Annotated in this window: 12 protein-coding genes; 10 read left to right on the top strand and 2 right to left on the bottom strand. The window is 68.8% G+C overall.

The genetic code is table 11. The annotated features are described in order from the left end of the window. Positions 1-18: 18 nt before the first annotated feature. Positions 19-3,333 (bottom strand): bifunctional lysylphosphatidylglycerol synthetase/lysine--tRNA ligase LysX, encoded by a 3,315-nt coding sequence (gene lysX, locus MFM001_RS21725; RefSeq protein WP_192887019.1) that lies wholly within the window; start codon positions 3,331-3,333, stop codon positions 19-21. A 354-nt stretch (positions 3,334-3,687) separates the two neighbouring features. Here lysX and infC point away from each other — a divergent pair, with 354 nt between their 5' ends. From infC to MFM001_RS21705, 4 genes are all read left to right on the top strand, one after another. Then, positions 3,688-4,278, top strand: a complete 591-nt coding sequence (gene infC, locus MFM001_RS21720; RefSeq protein ID WP_192887021.1) for a translation initiation factor IF-3 — start codon at positions 3,688-3,690, stop codon at positions 4,276-4,278. A gap of 29 nt (positions 4,279-4,307) precedes the next feature. Next, positions 4,308-4,502 carry a 50S ribosomal protein L35 gene (gene rpmI / locus MFM001_RS21715; protein ID WP_045383206.1) on the top strand — a complete coding sequence of 65 codons (195 nt, stop codon included), beginning with the start codon at positions 4,308-4,310 and terminating at the stop codon, positions 4,500-4,502. 32 nt (positions 4,503-4,534) lie between these two features. Continuing rightward, positions 4,535-4,924: a 50S ribosomal protein L20 gene (gene rplT / locus MFM001_RS21710; protein ID WP_062541479.1), complete on the top strand. Its 390-nt coding sequence runs from the start codon at positions 4,535-4,537 to the stop codon at positions 4,922-4,924. A 63-nt stretch (positions 4,925-4,987) separates the two neighbouring features. Then, on the top strand, positions 4,988-5,758 hold the full coding sequence (locus MFM001_RS21705) for an RNA methyltransferase (RefSeq protein ID WP_116377330.1): 771 nt from the start codon (positions 4,988-4,990) through the stop codon (positions 5,756-5,758). On the opposite strand, the gene MFM001_RS21700 is transcribed toward MFM001_RS21705, so the two are convergent. Beyond that, positions 5,755-6,828 carry an oxygenase MpaB family protein gene (locus MFM001_RS21700; RefSeq protein ID WP_238159332.1) on the bottom strand — a complete coding sequence of 358 codons (1,074 nt, stop codon included), beginning with the start codon at positions 6,826-6,828 and terminating at the stop codon, positions 5,755-5,757. The two genes, MFM001_RS21705 and MFM001_RS21700, sit on opposite strands and share 4 nt — an antisense overlap. A 195-nt stretch (positions 6,829-7,023) precedes the next feature. Here MFM001_RS21700 and MFM001_RS21695 point away from each other — a divergent pair, with 195 nt between their 5' ends. The 6 genes from MFM001_RS21695 to argJ all read left to right on the top strand — a co-directional run bounded on the left by MFM001_RS21695 (position 7,024) and on the right by argJ (position 14,729). Then, a complete protein-coding gene (locus MFM001_RS21695; protein ID WP_238159331.1) occupies positions 7,024-7,947 on the top strand; it encodes an adenylate/guanylate cyclase domain-containing protein in 924 nt (307 codons plus the stop codon). A gap of 9 nt (positions 7,948-7,956) precedes the next feature. Then, complete coding sequence (locus tag MFM001_RS21690) at positions 7,957-8,757, top strand: rhomboid-like protein (RefSeq protein WP_116377366.1); 801 nt, start codon at positions 7,957-7,959, stop codon at positions 8,755-8,757. 96 nt (positions 8,758-8,853) lie between these two features. After that, positions 8,854-9,897 (top strand): phenylalanine--tRNA ligase subunit alpha, encoded by a 1,044-nt coding sequence (gene pheS / locus MFM001_RS21685; protein WP_116377328.1) that lies wholly within the window; start codon positions 8,854-8,856, stop codon positions 9,895-9,897. Then, a complete protein-coding gene (pheT, locus tag MFM001_RS21680; RefSeq protein WP_116377327.1) occupies positions 9,897-12,380 on the top strand; it encodes a phenylalanine--tRNA ligase subunit beta in 2,484 nt (827 codons plus the stop codon). The genes pheS and pheT overlap by 1 nt, the downstream gene beginning before the upstream one ends. Positions 12,381-12,428: 48 nt before the next feature. After that, entirely contained in the window at positions 12,429-13,466 is a 1,038-nt protein-coding gene (argC, locus tag MFM001_RS21675) for an N-acetyl-gamma-glutamyl-phosphate reductase (protein ID WP_116377326.1), read from the top strand. Between the two features lie 51 nt (positions 13,467-13,517). Continuing rightward, on the top strand, positions 13,518-14,729 hold the full coding sequence (argJ, locus tag MFM001_RS21670; RefSeq protein WP_116377325.1) for a bifunctional glutamate N-acetyltransferase/amino-acid acetyltransferase ArgJ: 1,212 nt from the start codon (positions 13,518-13,520) through the stop codon (positions 14,727-14,729). The last annotated feature ends 9 nt before the right edge of the window (positions 14,730-14,738 follow it).

Genomic DNA, 14,738 nt, shown 5'->3' with positions numbered 1-14,738 from the left:
TGGCTGTAAACCCGCCAATCAACGCGGCTTTGCCAGCGGGAAGGGCAGCGTCTCGCGGATGCTGCGTCCGGTGATCAGCATGACGACGCGGTCGACGCCCATGCCCAGCCCGCCGGTCGGCGGCATCGCATATTCCATGGCCTGCAGGAAGTCCTCGTCGAGTTCCATGGCTTCCGGGTCGCCGCCGGCAGCGAGCAGCGACTGCTCCTGCAGACGCCGCCGCTGCTCCACCGGGTCGGTCAACTCGCTGTACGCGGTTCCCAGCTCGACGCCCCAGGCCACCAGGTCCCAGCGTTCGGCGACACCGGGCTTGCTGCGGTGCGGCCGGGTTAACGGCGACACGGACGTCGGAAAGTCGGTGTAGAACGTCGGCTGCTCGGTTTTCGCCTCGACGAGGTGTTCGTAGAGTTCCAGCACCACCGCGCCGGCATCCCACCGTGGTAGGTAGGGGATTCCGGCGGCGTCGGCCAGCTTGCGCAGCTTGGCCAGGTCGGTGCCGGTGTCGACGTGCTCGCCGAGCGCCTCGGACACCGCCTCGTGCACGGTCTTCACCGGCCACACCCCGGAGATGTCAACCGGTTCCAGGCCGCCGTCGGCGCGGGGCCGCATCACCACCGGTGACCCGTTGGCGGCTTCGGCAGCGTTCTGAATCAGCTCGCGGGTACCGTCGACCCACGCCAGGTAGTCGGCGTGTGCCTGATAGGCCTCCAGCAGGGTGAACTCCGGGTTGTGGCTGAAGTCGACACCCTCGTTGCGAAATGCCCGGCCCAACTCGAATACTCGCTCCACCCCGCCGACACATAGCCGCTTCAGGTACAGCTCCGGTGCGATACGCAGGTACAGATCCAGGTCGTAGGTGTTGATGTGCGTGACGAACGGACGCGCGGTGGCGCCGCCGTGGATCTGCTGCAAGATCGGTGTTTCGACTTCGAGAAAACCCTTGGCGGTCAACGTCTCCCGGATCGCCCGTAGCACGCTGCTGCGCGCCGTTATGAGCTCGCGGGAGTCCGCGTTGATCGCCAGGTCGACGTAGCGGCTGCGCACCCGCGCCTCCGGGTCGGCCAGGCCGGTCCACTTGTTGGGCAGCGGACGCAGACACTTTCCGATCAACCGCCAGCGCAGCACGATCAGCGACCGGGTGCCGGTCTTGGAAAACCCCATCTGCCCGGTTACTTCGACCAGGTCGCCGAGATCGATCGCCTTGGTGAAGTCCGCGGCTCGGCCCTGCTCCAGGACCGAGTTGTCAAGCAGCAGCTGGATTTCGGCGGACCAGTCCCGCAGCTGGGCGAACAGCACGCCGCCGAAGTCGCGGATCCGCAGCACCCGCCCGGACACCGACACGGTGCTCTGGTCCTCGGCATCCAATGCCTGGGCGATCGTATGGCTCGGGGGATGCCCGACGGGATAGGCGTCAATACCGCTGTCCTGCAACGTCTTCAGCTTTGCCAGCCGGACCCGCACCTGTTCGGGTAACCGACGCCGGGGCCCGTCCGTGTCGGGCGGCTCGACAGTCCGCAGGCTGGATACATCCGGGGTGGAGCCGTCGTGGTGCAGCAGCCCGGTTTCCACCAGGACCGGGGGCACCGACGGATGGTGCCCGGTGTGCTGCTCGTTGCGTCGCGAAAACGGCAGCACCAGAAAGCCTTCGGCGATCACGGAAGCCACCCCCACCCGCGGAATCAGCCGGGCGTCTTCGTAGCAGGCGTAGCGGGGCAGCCACTCGGGCTGGTATTTCATGTTCGAGCGGTACAGCGTCTCCAGCTGCCACCACCGCGAGAAGAACACCAGCAAGCCGCGCCACAACCGGGCGATCGGACCGGCCCCGAGCTGAGCGCCCTGTTCGAAGGCCGAGCGGAACATCGCGAAGTTCAGTGAAATGCGGTTGATGCCAAGTTGTTCGGCGTTCAGCGCGAGTTCGCTGACCATCAACTCGATCGTGCCGTTCGGCGATTGTGGCGAACGTCGCATCAAATCGAGCGACACCCCCGTTTGTCCCCACGGCACCAGCGACAGCATCGCCACTACGCGGTTGTCCTGGTGCAGCGCCTCGACGAGCAGGCAGTCGCCGTCCGCCGGGTCGCCGAGCCGGCCCAGCGCCATCGAGAAGCCGCGCTCGGTTTCGGTGTCCCGCCAGGCATCCGCGCATTTGATCAGTCGAGCCATCTCGTCGGCCGAGATGTCGCGGTGCCGTCGGATCCGCACCGACAGCCCCGACCGGCGTGCCCGCGTCACCGCCTGGCGCACGGCACGCATGTCGGGGCCGGACAGCTTGAAGTCGGCAGTGTGCAGGATCGCCTCGTCGCCCAGCTCCAGGGCATTGAGGCCGGCCTCCCGAAACGCTTTGGCTCCTTGGGAACTGGCGCCCATGACGCCGGGCGCCCAGCCGTAGGTCTGACACAGCTGCAGCCATGCGTCGATGACTTGGGGCCACGCCCTCGGGTCGCCGACCGGGTCGCCGCTGGCCAGGCAGACGCCGACCTCGACCCGGTAGGTAATCGCAGCGCGGCCACTGGGCGCAAAGATCACCGACTTGTCGCGGCGCGTGGCGAAATAGCCAAGCGAATCGTTCTTTCCCCAGAACTCGAGCAGCCCGCGAATAGCCGACTCGTCCTCCCCGGTCAGCGCATTCTCCGCGCGCTGGGACCGGAACAGCACGATCGCCGCCACGATCAGCGCCAGACCGCCGAACAAGCCGAACAGGTCGTTGAGGAAGATATGCGGCCGACCCGTGAACGAGCCCTGGCCGGCGAGCGCAAATCCGACGACGCGGTCGACCACGTAGAAGAACCGGTCGTCGCGCCTCAGCGATCCGGGGAACAGCTCGACCAGCCCCCACGCCAGCCCGATCCCGACCGCCCACCCGGCAACCAGCGTGGCCGCCGCCTTGACCAGCGCGCCGCGGCGCACCTTGGCCCAGAACTCCCGGTAGGCCAACACCAACACGACGATCGCCGCCAGGTGCACGACCAGACCGATGTTCTCCCCGACGGTCTCCACCGTGCTCTTGTCTGGCGTCGTCAAGTCGGCGATGTTCAAACCCGCGGCGAGTGCCAGGTTGAGCACCAACAGCCACCACGCGATGCGTTTGCGGGCGGTCAGCGCCGCGGCCAGCAGCGCCAGCACGAACGACCAAGCGAAGCTGGTGTCGGGGAAGTTGAACAGGTAGTCGTTGATGAACTCGCGGGGCACCTTGATGGCCCACCGCACCAGCGGCGAAACACTGGCCAGCAGCGACAGCGTCGCGATCACCCCGACGGTCCAGCCTGCGGCGGCGGGGACCCAGTGATAGCGCGACGTCGGCCGGCTCTTGGAGCGGTGCACAGTGAGTGTCACAGACCGCGAGGATATTCCCTCAAACTCCGAATCGCCTGCGCAAGAAGCCGCGCATGTCGGGTTGCGGCATCGGCACTGCTAGACTGGGCGACGCGACCGTCCCGGCGAATGCCAGGGACAGCAAGTGGAGTCCCACTCCCACCGTTGGCCTTCAGAAGGCTCAACGGTCCGGTCACCGGCACCCCGCGGTGCCAGTTCTGCGGACAACGCAGGCGGCTCGACATATGACGGGCCGCGACCGGTCGGCTCTGGGCCCTGCTTACGCAGGGCTTTTTTGCTGGTGGTGTGGTGTTTCGCCCGCTGGATCTCCTCACGGGTCGGCCGCGACCGAGAACAACGAACCCAGGAGGCCCCATCAGCACTGAGACCCGCGTCAACGAACGCATCCGCGTACCTGAAGTCCGCTTGATCGGCCCGGGAGGGGAGCAGGTAGGCATCGTGCGTATCGAAGATGCACTCCGCGTCGCCGCGGACGCCGATCTCGACCTTGTCGAAGTCGCCCCGAACGCCAGACCACCGGTCTGCAAGATCATGGACTACGGCAAGTTCAAATACGAGGCGGCGCAGAAGGCGCGCGAGTCTCGCAAAAACCAGCAGCAGACCGTCGTCAAGGAACAAAAGCTGCGACCGAAGATCGACGATCACGACTACGAGACCAAAAAGGGTCACGTGATCCGCTTTTTGGAGGCGGGATCGAAGGTCAAGGTCACCATCATGTTCCGCGGACGCGAGCAGTCACGGCCCGAGCTGGGCTATCGACTGCTGCAGCGCCTGGGCGCCGACGTCGCCGACTACGGATTCGTCGAGACGTCGGCCAAGCAGGACGGACGCAACATGACGATGGTGCTGGCACCGCACCGCGGCGCGAAGACTCGCGCGCGGGCGGCGCAACAGGCCGGCGGCCCCACACCCGGGCCGGCCCACAACGGCGACACCGAAACGTAATTCAGCACAGACAGCAGAACTGAGGACATATGCCCAAGGCCAAGACCCACAGCGGGGCCTCGAAGCGATTCCGGCGCACCGGAACCGGAAAGATCGTGCGCCAGAAGGCGAATCGCAGGCACTTGCTCGAGCACAAGCCGACCACGCGCACCCGCCGGTTGGAGGGGCGCACTGCGGTGTCGGCCAACGACACCAAGCGCGTCAACAAGATGCTGAACGGCTGACCGGCACCACCACCCGACGATAGGAACATCCCATGGCACGCGTGAAGCGGGCAGTCAACGCCCAGAAGAAGCGGCGCACCGTCCTGAAGGCCTCGCGAGGCTATCGCGGCCAGCGCTCCCGGCTCTACCGCAAAGCCAAAGAGCAGCAACTACATTCACTGAATTACGCCTTCCGCGACCGTCGTGCGCGCAAGGGTGAGTTCCGCAAGCTGTGGATCTCGCGGATCAACGCCGCGGCCCGCGCCAACGACATCACCTACAACCGGCTGATCCAGGGCCTGAAGGCCGCGGGTGTCGAGGTGGACCGCAAGAACCTCGCCGAGATCGCGGTCAGCGATCCGGCCGCGTTCACCGCATTGGTCGACGTCGCCCGCGCCGCGCTGCCCGAGGACGTCAACGCTCCTTCGGGAGAGGCCGCCTAGCCCGGACGACGATGCAGAGCGCGCAGCGCGATGAGGAGGAGCCGGGCAATCGAAGTTAGCCCGGTGCTCACCGAACGCTCGGCCCGCGTGGTCGCGGCGGTCAAACTGCATCGACATGTCGTCCGTCGCCGCACCCGGCGGTTTCTGGTGGAGGGCGCGCATCTTGTCGAGGCGGCATCACGGCGTGGCCTGATCCGGGACCTTTTCGTCACCGAATCGGCGGCGGAGCGCTACGACGTGCTGGTCGGGGGCCAGGACGCCCCGGTGCACCTGGTCACTGAACGGGCCGCAAAAGCGTTGTCGGACACGGTGACTCCGGCCGGACTGGTCGCGGTCTGTGAGATGCCAACCACCGGTCTCGACGACGTGCTGGCCGGCGCGCCCCGCCTGATCGCCGTCGCAGTCGACATCAGCGAACCGGGCAACGCGGGCACCCTGATCCGTATCGCCGACGCGATGGGCGCCGCAGCGGTGATCCTGGGCGGACACAGCGTCGATCCCTACAACGGCAAGTGCCTGCGCGCCTCGGCCGGAAGCATCTTCTCGGTTCCCGTTGTCGTCGCAGCGGATGTCGTCGCCGCAGTGGCCGCGCTGCGGGGCACCGGCCTGCAGGTGTTGGCCACCACCGTGGACGGCGAATTGGCTCTGGACGACGCCGATCTCACCAAGGCGACGGCGTGGCTGTTCGGGGCGGAATCCCACGGACTGTCAGCTCAGGTGGCCGAGCACGCCGATCACCGGGTGCAGATCCCGATGTCCGGCGGCGCGCAGAGCCTCAATGTGGCTGCGGCCGCGGCGATTTGCCTCTACCAGAGCGCTCGCGCTCCCGCTTAGGCGGCTTTGCCGCGGCCTCGCGCGGGTCGCAGACCCGCGAGCGAGAACGTGGTGTGCACCAGCGACCCGGCGCGCTCGACGAGTCTGATGGGGTCCAGCGGGCGGCGGGGCGGGAAGTAATGCATCGGCAGTCCGCGGCGGTCCCGCGGCGGTGCCATGAATCGCGGCGCTTCCACCAGCGGCGCGTCGGCGGGAATTCGGCCTTCGGCGCGGCGGTAGGCGGCCAGCGCGCGGGGGTGAAGCCGGATCTCGTCGGGAACCGCCAGGAACGCCAGCTCGACTGCCTTGCCGAACAGCCTCAGCAGCACCTCGTCGCCCGGTGTCCAGCGCATGCCCGCCTTTTCCCGAACCGGTGGATCGAAGAGCCCCGCCGCGATCCAGCGCTGCCCGGCCGACAGCGGCTTGAACAACTGGTCCCAGATCGGCGTGGGCATCAGCACGAACTTCGGCTTGGGGATCCGGATGTTGAAGATGTCGAGGGTGGCCTGGTTGATCTCCAGCTCCTCGCGGCACACCCGGTCCCAATACTCCTGAAACTCCTCCCACGACTTGGGCACCGGCCGCATGCTCATCCCGTACATCCGGTACCACTGCACGTGCTCGTCGAACAGCTGGCGTTTCTCGGCCTCGGTCAGCCCGCCGCAGAAGTACTCGGCCACCTTGATCACCAGCATGAAGAACGTGGCGTGCGCCCAGTAGAACGTCTCCGGGTTCAGCGCGTGGTAGCGGCGGCCGGCCGCGTCGACACCTTTGATCGTGTGGTGGTACTGCTTGATCTGCTGGCCCGTCTGGGCGGCCCGGTCACCGTCGTAGACCACACCCATGATCGGGTACACCGAGCGGGCCACCCGCTGCAGCGGTTCGCGCAGCAAGATCGAATGCTCCTCGACGCCGGCGCCCAACTCCGGATACATGTTCTGGATCGCGCCGATCCAGACACCCATCATTCCGGTGCGCAGGTCGCCGAAGTACTTCCAGGTGAGCGAATCCGGCCCGAGCGGCTCGGCTTTGCCGGGCACTGCAGTTGCGACGGCATGAGATTCGGCGGACGGCGTCGACGTCGTTGTCATCATGGCCTCCTATGACTCCAAGATAAGGCTGACAACGTATGTTGTCTACGATTTCGGCGGCGTGCCGCGGGGTGGTGTTATCGAGTGTCGGCCACGCCGATGCGGGCGCGTGATCAGGCATTTCGTCACCGATGGTGGCGTACACCACCGCGTCGGTCGTTGCCCGCCACTCACGGCAGCACCTACGCTGGTGATGTGGAACTCGGGCCCCATCCGGCGTCCGGCGAGCCCGAGCAAACGGCGACCGCGTCGGCACCGTCTGCAGCCAAGAAGCGTTCCCCCGTGTCGATCCGCGGGGCGACGGAGTGGCTGCGCGAACGCAACCAGAGCCCGGCGGTCGTCGACCTGATCCGGCGAGCGCGGCGCGCGCTGCCTGGTGATCCCGACTTCGGCGACCCGCTGTCCACTGCCGGCGAGGGCGGACCGCGCGCCGCTGCCCGCGCCGCGGATCGTCTTCTCGACCGCGACGGCGCGTCTCGCCAATTCGGGCTCGGCGCACTTCAGGTGTGGCAGGCATTGACCGAGGCGGTTTCCCGACGCCCGGCCAACGCCGAGGTAACGCTGGTTTTCACCGACCTGGTGGGGTTCTCGTCGTGGTCGTTGCAGGCCGGTGACGAGGCGACGCTGACCCTGTTGCGGCGGGTTGCCAGGGCGGTGGAACCACCGCTGCTCGACGCCGGCGGTCACATCGTCAAGCGGATGGGCGACGGCATCATGGCCGTGTTCGCCGATCCGCTGGTCGCCGTCAGCGCCGTCTGCGCCGCACAGCGTGCCGTGAAGTCGCTCGAGGTCGACGGCTATCGGCCACGCATGCGGGTCGGCATCCACACCGGGCGACCCCAGCGACTCGCCTCCGACTGGCTGGGTGTCGACGTCAACATCGCGGCACGCGTGATGGAACGCGCCACCAGGGGCGGCATCATGGTGTCCGGAACCACTCTGGACCAGCTGGCGCAGGCCGATCTCGACGAGCTGGGGGTGGTCGCCAAGCGGGTGCATCGGCCGATGTTCGGCGCCAAAACACCCGGGCTCCCGCCGGATTTGGCTATTTACCGACTAAAAACTGCCAGGGATTTGTCAGGTGCCGACGACACATCGGACGACGATCCGCAGGCATAGTAGATGCCGATGATTTTCGACATACTGTCCCGGCTTGCCCGGGTGCGGCTCACGGTCGGTTACGCAGCAGCCCTGGCGACGGTCTCCATCACCCTCTTGATTCTCGGCCCGCAGGTGCAGCAGCAGGTCATCCGCAACGCCAGCACCAACGTGCACAATCTGGCGCACGGACACCTGGGCACGCTGTTCGGCAGCGCATTCGTCACCGACGCCGGCCCCATTTATGTGTGGCTGCCGGGTCTGGTGTGCCTGCTCGCCCTGGCCGAACTGATCTGGCACAGCGGGCGGACGGCGATGGTGTTCGTCACCGGACACATCGGCGCGACGCTGCTGGTCGCCGCGGGCCTGACCGCGGCCATCGAACTGGGCTGGCTGCCGTTGTCGATCGCGCGCGCCAGCGATGTCGGCATGAGTTACGGCGCCGTCGCGGTGCTCGGCGCGCTGACCGCCGCCGTGCCGTCGCGGTGGCGTCCGGTGTGGATCGCCTGGTGGGTTCCGGCCGGTGTGGCGGCCGCGGCCGTGGGCGCCGAGTTCACCGATGCCGGGCACGCCGTCGCGCTGGTGTTGGGCATGCTGGTCGCCGCCCGGTTCGGGCGTCCGGCTCCGGCTCCGTGGACGCGGGTGCGCTACGTGCTGTTGAGCGTGGGGGCGGCCTTCGGGTTCTTGATGCTTGCGCATACCGCGTGGTCGACGGCGGCCGGTGTCGGCGTCGGCGCCCTGTGCGCATTGGCGGCCGACGGGATTGTGCGGTACCGCCGCACGCGCCGACCACTGCGCACCCCCGCATTACAGCCGGCGCTGAACGCCTGACCCCCTGCGCCGCGCGGCGATCCCGGCACGCCGATCACCTATGATCATCCCTTGCGTCACACCCCGTGTCGTAGCCATCCAAAGGAGTGTCGCCGCGTGGGTGACCAGCACGTCGACCTGTCGCCGGAAGCGTTAACCGAAGCGGTCAATGCGGCCCGGCAGGCCTTTGCCGCCGCCACTGACCTCGACGCGCTGGCACGCGCCAAAACCGAGCACCTCGGTGACCGGTCCCCGCTGGCGGTGGCCCGCCAGGCGCTGGCCACGCTTCCCAAATCCGACCGCGCCGACGCCGGGCGGCGCGTCAACGCCGCCCGCGGTGACGCTCAGCGCAGCTACGACGAGCGGCTGGCAGCGCTGCGCGCCGAACGGGACGCGGCCGTGCTCGTCGCCGAGGCCATCGACGTGACGCTGCCGTCGACTCGGCAGCCGACCGGCGCCCGCCACCCGATCACGATCCTGGCCGAGCGCATTGCCGACTGCTTCATCGCGATGGGCTGGGAGCTGGCCGACGGGCCGGAGGTCGAAAGCGAGCAGTTCAATTTCGACGCGCTGAACTTTCCCGCCGATCACCCGGCCCGCAGCGAACAGGACACCTTCTATATCGCCCCCGAGGGGTCGCGGCAGCTGCTGCGCACCCACACCTCGCCGGTGCAGGTGCGCACGCTGCTCGAACGCGAGCTCCCGGTCTATGTCCTGTCCATCGGCCGCGCGTTCCGCACCGACGAGCTCGACGCCACCCACACCCCGGTCTTCCACCAGGTGGAGGGACTGGCCGTGGATCGCGGCCTGTCGATGGCGCATCTGCGCGGGACGCTGGATGCGTTCGCCCGCGCCGCGTTCGGGCCGTCTGCGCGAACCCGGTTCCGCCCGCACTTCTTCCCGTTCACCGAGCCGTCGGGCGAAGTCGACGTGTGGTTCGAGGGCAAGAAGGGCGGCGCCGGCTGGGTAGAGTGGGGCGGCTGCGGCATGGTGAACCCGAATGTGTTGCGCGCGGCCGGCATTGACGCGGAAGCGTATTCGGGTTTCGCGTTCGGCATGGGCCTGGAGCGCACCCTGCAGTTCCGCAACGGCATTCCCGACATGCGCGACATGGTCGAAGGCGACGTGCGGTTCTCACTGCCGTTCGGAGTGGGGGCCTGATGCGCGTCCCGTACAGCTGGCTGCGTGAGATCGTGGCACGCGGCGCTCCCGACTGGGATGTGCCCGCCGACGAGCTCGAGCAGACGCTACTGCGCATCGGCCACGAGGTCGAAGAGGTGATCACGCTCGGCCCGGTCAGCGGTCCGCTGACCGTCGGCCGGGTGACCGAGATCGAAGAGCTCACCGAATTCAAGAAACCGATCCGCGCCTGCCTGGTCGACGTCGGGGACAATAAGCCACGCGAAATCGTTTGTGGTGCAACCAACTTCGCAGTCGACGACCTGGTGGTGGTGGCGCTGCCCGGCACGGTTCTGCCCGGCGACTTCACGATCACCGCGCGCAAGACCTACGGCCGCACCTCCGACGGAATGATCTGCTCGACGGCCGAACTCGGTTTGGGCGCAGACCATTCCGGAATCCTGGTGTTGCCGCCGGAAACGGCCGCGCCGGGCGACGACGGCATCGCGGTGCTCGGGTTCGACGACGTCGTCTTCCACCTGGCGATCACCCCCGACCGCGGCTACTGCATGTCGGTGCGCGGCCTGGCCCGCGAGATCGCCTGCGCTTACGACCTGGACTTCGTCGACCCGGCCTCCGTGGCCCCATTGCCCGCTGACGGCGAGGCCTGGCCGCTGACCGTGCAGCCCGACACCGGGGTGCGGCGGTTTGCGCTGCGGCCGGTCACCGGGATCGACCCGGGCGCGGTGTCGCCCTGGTGGCTGCAGCGACGGCTGCTGCTGTCCGGCATCCGGGCGATCTCGCCGGCCGTCGACGCGACCAACTACGTGATGCTCGAACTCGGGCACCCGATGCACGCCCACGACCTCAAACGGATCACCGGCGGCTTCGACGTGCGCTTCGCCCGGCCCGACGAGACCGTGGTCACCCTCGACGACATCGAGCGTCGGCTCAACCCGGCCGACGTGCTGATCGTCGACGAGGTCGCGACCGCGGCGATCGGCGGCGTGATGGGGTCGGGCAGCACCGAGATGCGCGACGACTCCACCGACGTGCTGCTCGAGGCCGCAGTGTGGGACCCCGCGGCGGTATCGCGCACCCAGCGACGGTTGCACCTGCCCAGCGAGGCCGCCCGGCGCTACGAGCGGTCGGTCGACCCGGCGATCTCGGTGGCCGCGCTGGACCGCTGCGCGGTGCTGCTGGCCGAGATCGCCGGTGGCACAGTGTCCCCGACGCTGACCGATTGGCGCGGCGACCCGCCCCGCGACGACTGGTCGCTGCCGCCGATCCGGATCGCCACCGACCTGCCGGACCGCACGGCCGGGGTCCGGTACCCGGACGGCACCACAGGGCGACGGCTGACCCAGATCGGCGCCGCGGTGGTCGGCGGCGACGTGTTGACCGTGACGCCGCCGAGTTGGCGCCCCGACCTGCTGCAGCCCGCCGACCTGGTCGAGGAGGTGCTGCGGCTGGAGGGGCTGGACATCATCCCGTCGGTGCTGCCGCCGGCGCCGGCGGGCCGGGGACTCACTGCTGTGCAGCAGCGCCGACGTGCCGTCGGCAAGTCGCTGGCGCTGTCCGGCTATGTCGAGATCCTCACCTCCCCGTTCCTGCCCGCCGGCGTGTTCGACGCCTGGGGACTTCCCGCCGACGACCCGCGCCGCAACACCACCCAGGTGCTCAACCCGCTGGAGGCGGACCGCCCGCACCTGGCTACCACGCTGCTGCCCGGCCTGCTGGAGGCGTTGGGGCGCAACGTATCTCGCGGCATCGTCGACGCGGCGCTGTATTCGATTGCGCAGGTGGTTCAGCCGACCGGGCAGACCCGCGCCGTCGAGCTCATCCCGGTGGACCGCCGCCCCACCGACGACGAGATCGCGCGGCTGGACGCGTCGCTGCCCCGGCAGCCGCAGCACGTCGCCGCGGTGCTGACCGGCCTGCGCGAACCGCGCGGACCCTGGGGTCCCGGCCGGCCCGTGGAAGCCGCCGATGCATTCGAGGCGGTGCGAATCGTCGCCCGCGCTAGCGGGATCGAGGTGGCGTTACGCGCCGCCCGCTACCTGCCGTGGCATCCGGGCCGCTGCGCCGAGGTGCTCGTCGGCGAGACCGTGATCGGGCATGCCGGCCAGCTGCATCCGTCGGTGATCGAGCGGTCCGGCCTGCCCAAGGGCACCTGCGCGATGGAGTTGAACCTCGACGCCGTGCCGATCGCCGAGACGTTACCGGCGCCACGAGTGTCGCCGTTCCCGGCGGTGTTCCAGGACGTCAGCCTGGTGGTGGACACCGCCGTCCCGGCGCAGGCGGTGATGGACGCGGTCCGCGACGGGGCCGGTGAACTGCTGGAGGACATCCGGCTGTTCGACGTCTACACCGGCCCGCAGATCGGGGGGGACCGCAAGTCGCTGACGTTTGCGCTGCGGTTCCGGGCGCTGGATCGCACGCTCACCGAAGACGAGGCCAGTGCAGCCCGCGACGACGCGATCCGGTGCGCCGCCGAGCGGGTCGGTGCGGTGCTGCGAAGCTAGTCCGAATGAGTTTGCAAGTGCATGCATAGTCATGCAAAACTGGGCGGCATGACGATGCGGGTAGCGGTGGCCGGCGCCAGCGGCTACGCGGGCGGCGAGATCTTGCGGCTGCTGCTCGGACACCCGGCATATGCCGACGGCCGGCTCACGATCGGCGCGCTGACAGCGGCGGCCAGCGCCGGCAGCACACTGGGCGAACACCATCCGCACCTGACGCCGCTGAGTCAGCGGGTTCTCGAGCCGACGGAGCCCGAGGTGCTGGGCGGGCACGACGTGGTGTTCCTCGCGCTGCCGCACGGCCATTCGGCGGCGCTGGCCGAACAGCTCGACTCCGACACGCTCCTCGTCGACTGCGGCGCGGACTTCCGGCTCACCGACGCCGACGCGTGGGCGCGGTTCTACGGCTCGGCGCACGCGGGCAGCTGGCCCTACGGCCTGCCCGAGCTGCCCGGCGCCCGCGAGCGCCTCAAAGACGCGCGCCGCATCGCGGTGCCGGGCTGCTATCCGACTGCGGCGCTGCTCGCCATGCTTCCCGCAATCGCCGAGGATCTCGTCGACCCCGCCATCACGGTGGTCGCGGTCAGCGGCACGTCCGGCGCGGGGCGGGCAGTCAAGGTCGACCTGCTCGGCTCGGAGGTCATCGGCTCGGCGCGGGCCTACAACATCGCCGGCGCGCATCGGCACACGCCGGAGATCGTGCAGGGCCTGAAGACCGTCACCGACCGCGACGTCACCGTGTCGTTCACGCCGGTGCTCATCCCGACTTCACGAGGCATCCTGGCGACGTGCACCGCGCGCACCGCCGCGCCTCCGTCTCAGCTGCGGGCAGCCTACGAAAAGGCTTACCAGGCTGAGCCTTTCATTCACCTGCTGCCCGACGGTCAGCTGCCGCGCACCGGGGCGGTGATCGGCAGCAACGCCGCCCACATCGCGGTGGCGGTGGACGAGGACGCGGCGACGTTCATCGCGATCGCCGCGATCGACAATCTGGTCAAGGGCACCGGCGGCGCCGCCGTGCAGTCGATGAACTTGGCACTGGGCTGGCCGGAAACCGAAGGGCTGCCGGTGGTCGGAGTGGCGCCGTGACTCGCGCCGATGACGATGATGCCGGCGCAGCCGGGATCGAGGAGTGGCGCCATGACTAAAGCTGATGCTGCGCGGCTGGTGCGCACCCAGGGAGTCACGGCACCCGAAGGTTTCCGGGCCGCCGGTATCGCCGCGGGGATCAAGGCAAGCGGCGCACCGGATTTGGCGCTGGTGCTCAACGAGGGTCCCGACTACGCGGCGGCCGGGGTGTTCACCCGCAACCAGGTCAAGGCCGCGCCGGTGCTGTGGAGCCAACAGGTGCTGACCACCGGTCGGCTGCGCGCGGTGATCCTCAATTCCGGCGGCGCCAACGCCTGCACCGGGCCGGGCGGTTTCCAGGACACCCACGCCACCGCCGAGGCGGTCGCTGCCGCGCTGTCGGACTGGGGCACCGAAACCGGGGCGATCGAGGTGGCCGTCTGCTCCACCGGGCTGATCGGCGACCGGCTGCCGATGGACAAGGTACTCGCCGGAGTCGGCGAGGTCGTGCACGAGATGGCCGGCGGGCTGACCGGGGGAGAGGACGCGGCGCGGGCCATCATGACCACCGACACCGTGCCCAAACAGGTTGCGCTGCACCACCCCGGCAACTGGACGATCGGCGGGATGGCCAAAGGCGCCGGGATGCTTGCGCCGTCACTGGCGACCATGCTGTGTGTGCTGACCACCGACGCCGTCGCCGAACCGGACGCACTCGATAAGGCGCTGCGCCGGGCCAGCGCCGCGACCTTCGAGCGCCTCGACATCGACGGCAGCTGCTCCACCAACGACACCGTGCTGCTGCTGGCGTCCGGCGCCAGCGAAATCGCGCCCAGCCAAGCAGATCTCGACGACGCGGTGCTGCGGGCGTGCGACGATCTTTGCGCGCAGCTGCAGGCGGACGCCGAAGGCGTGACCAAGCGCATCACCGTAACGGTGACCGGCGCCCCTGGCGACGACGACGCGCTTGTTGCGGCCCGGCTGATCGCCCGCGACAGCCTGGTCAAGACTGCGTTGTTCGGCTCCGATCCGAACTGGGGCCGGGTGCTCGCCGCGGTGGGCATGGCACCGTTTTCGCTCGATCCCGACCGGATCACCGTGTCGTTCAACGGTTCTGCGGTCTTCAGCGGCGGCGCCGGGGCACCCGGAGCACGTGAGGTGGATCTGTCCGGTGCCGACATCGACGTCGTCGTCGACCTCGACCTCGGCGACGGCCGGGCCGCGATCCGCACCACCGACCTGTCGCACGGTTACGTCGAAGAGAATTCGGCCTACAGCTCATGACCCGCCTCC

It is taken from the genome of Mycobacterium sp. MFM001, from assembly GCF_003402475.1.
Classification (GTDB): Bacteria; Actinomycetota; Actinomycetes; order Mycobacteriales; family Mycobacteriaceae; genus Mycobacterium.
This window is presented reverse-complemented; position numbering and strand designations above follow the sequence as displayed.

Bases quoted from the DNA above. Each gene is read 5' to 3' on its own strand.
- rpmI (WP_045383206.1), top strand. From the start codon at position 4,308: ATGCCCAAGGCCAAGACCCACAGCGGGGCCTCGAAGCGATTCCGGCGC.
- rplT (WP_062541479.1), top strand. From the start codon at position 4,535: ATGGCACGCGTGAAGCGGGCAGTCAACGCCCAGAAGAAGCGGCGCACC.
- MFM001_RS21700 (WP_238159332.1), bottom strand. From the start codon at position 6,828: ATGACAACGACGTCGACGCCGTCCGCCGAATCTCATGCCGTCGCAACT.
- MFM001_RS21690 (WP_116377366.1), top strand. From the start codon at position 7,957: ATGATTTTCGACATACTGTCCCGGCTTGCCCGGGTGCGGCTCACGGTC.
- pheT (WP_116377327.1), top strand. From the start codon at position 9,897: ATGCGCGTCCCGTACAGCTGGCTGCGTGAGATCGTGGCACGCGGCGCT.
- argC (WP_116377326.1), top strand. From the start codon at position 12,429: ATGACGATGCGGGTAGCGGTGGCCGGCGCCAGCGGCTACGCGGGCGGC.
- argJ (WP_116377325.1), top strand. From the start codon at position 13,518: ATGACTAAAGCTGATGCTGCGCGGCTGGTGCGCACCCAGGGAGTCACG.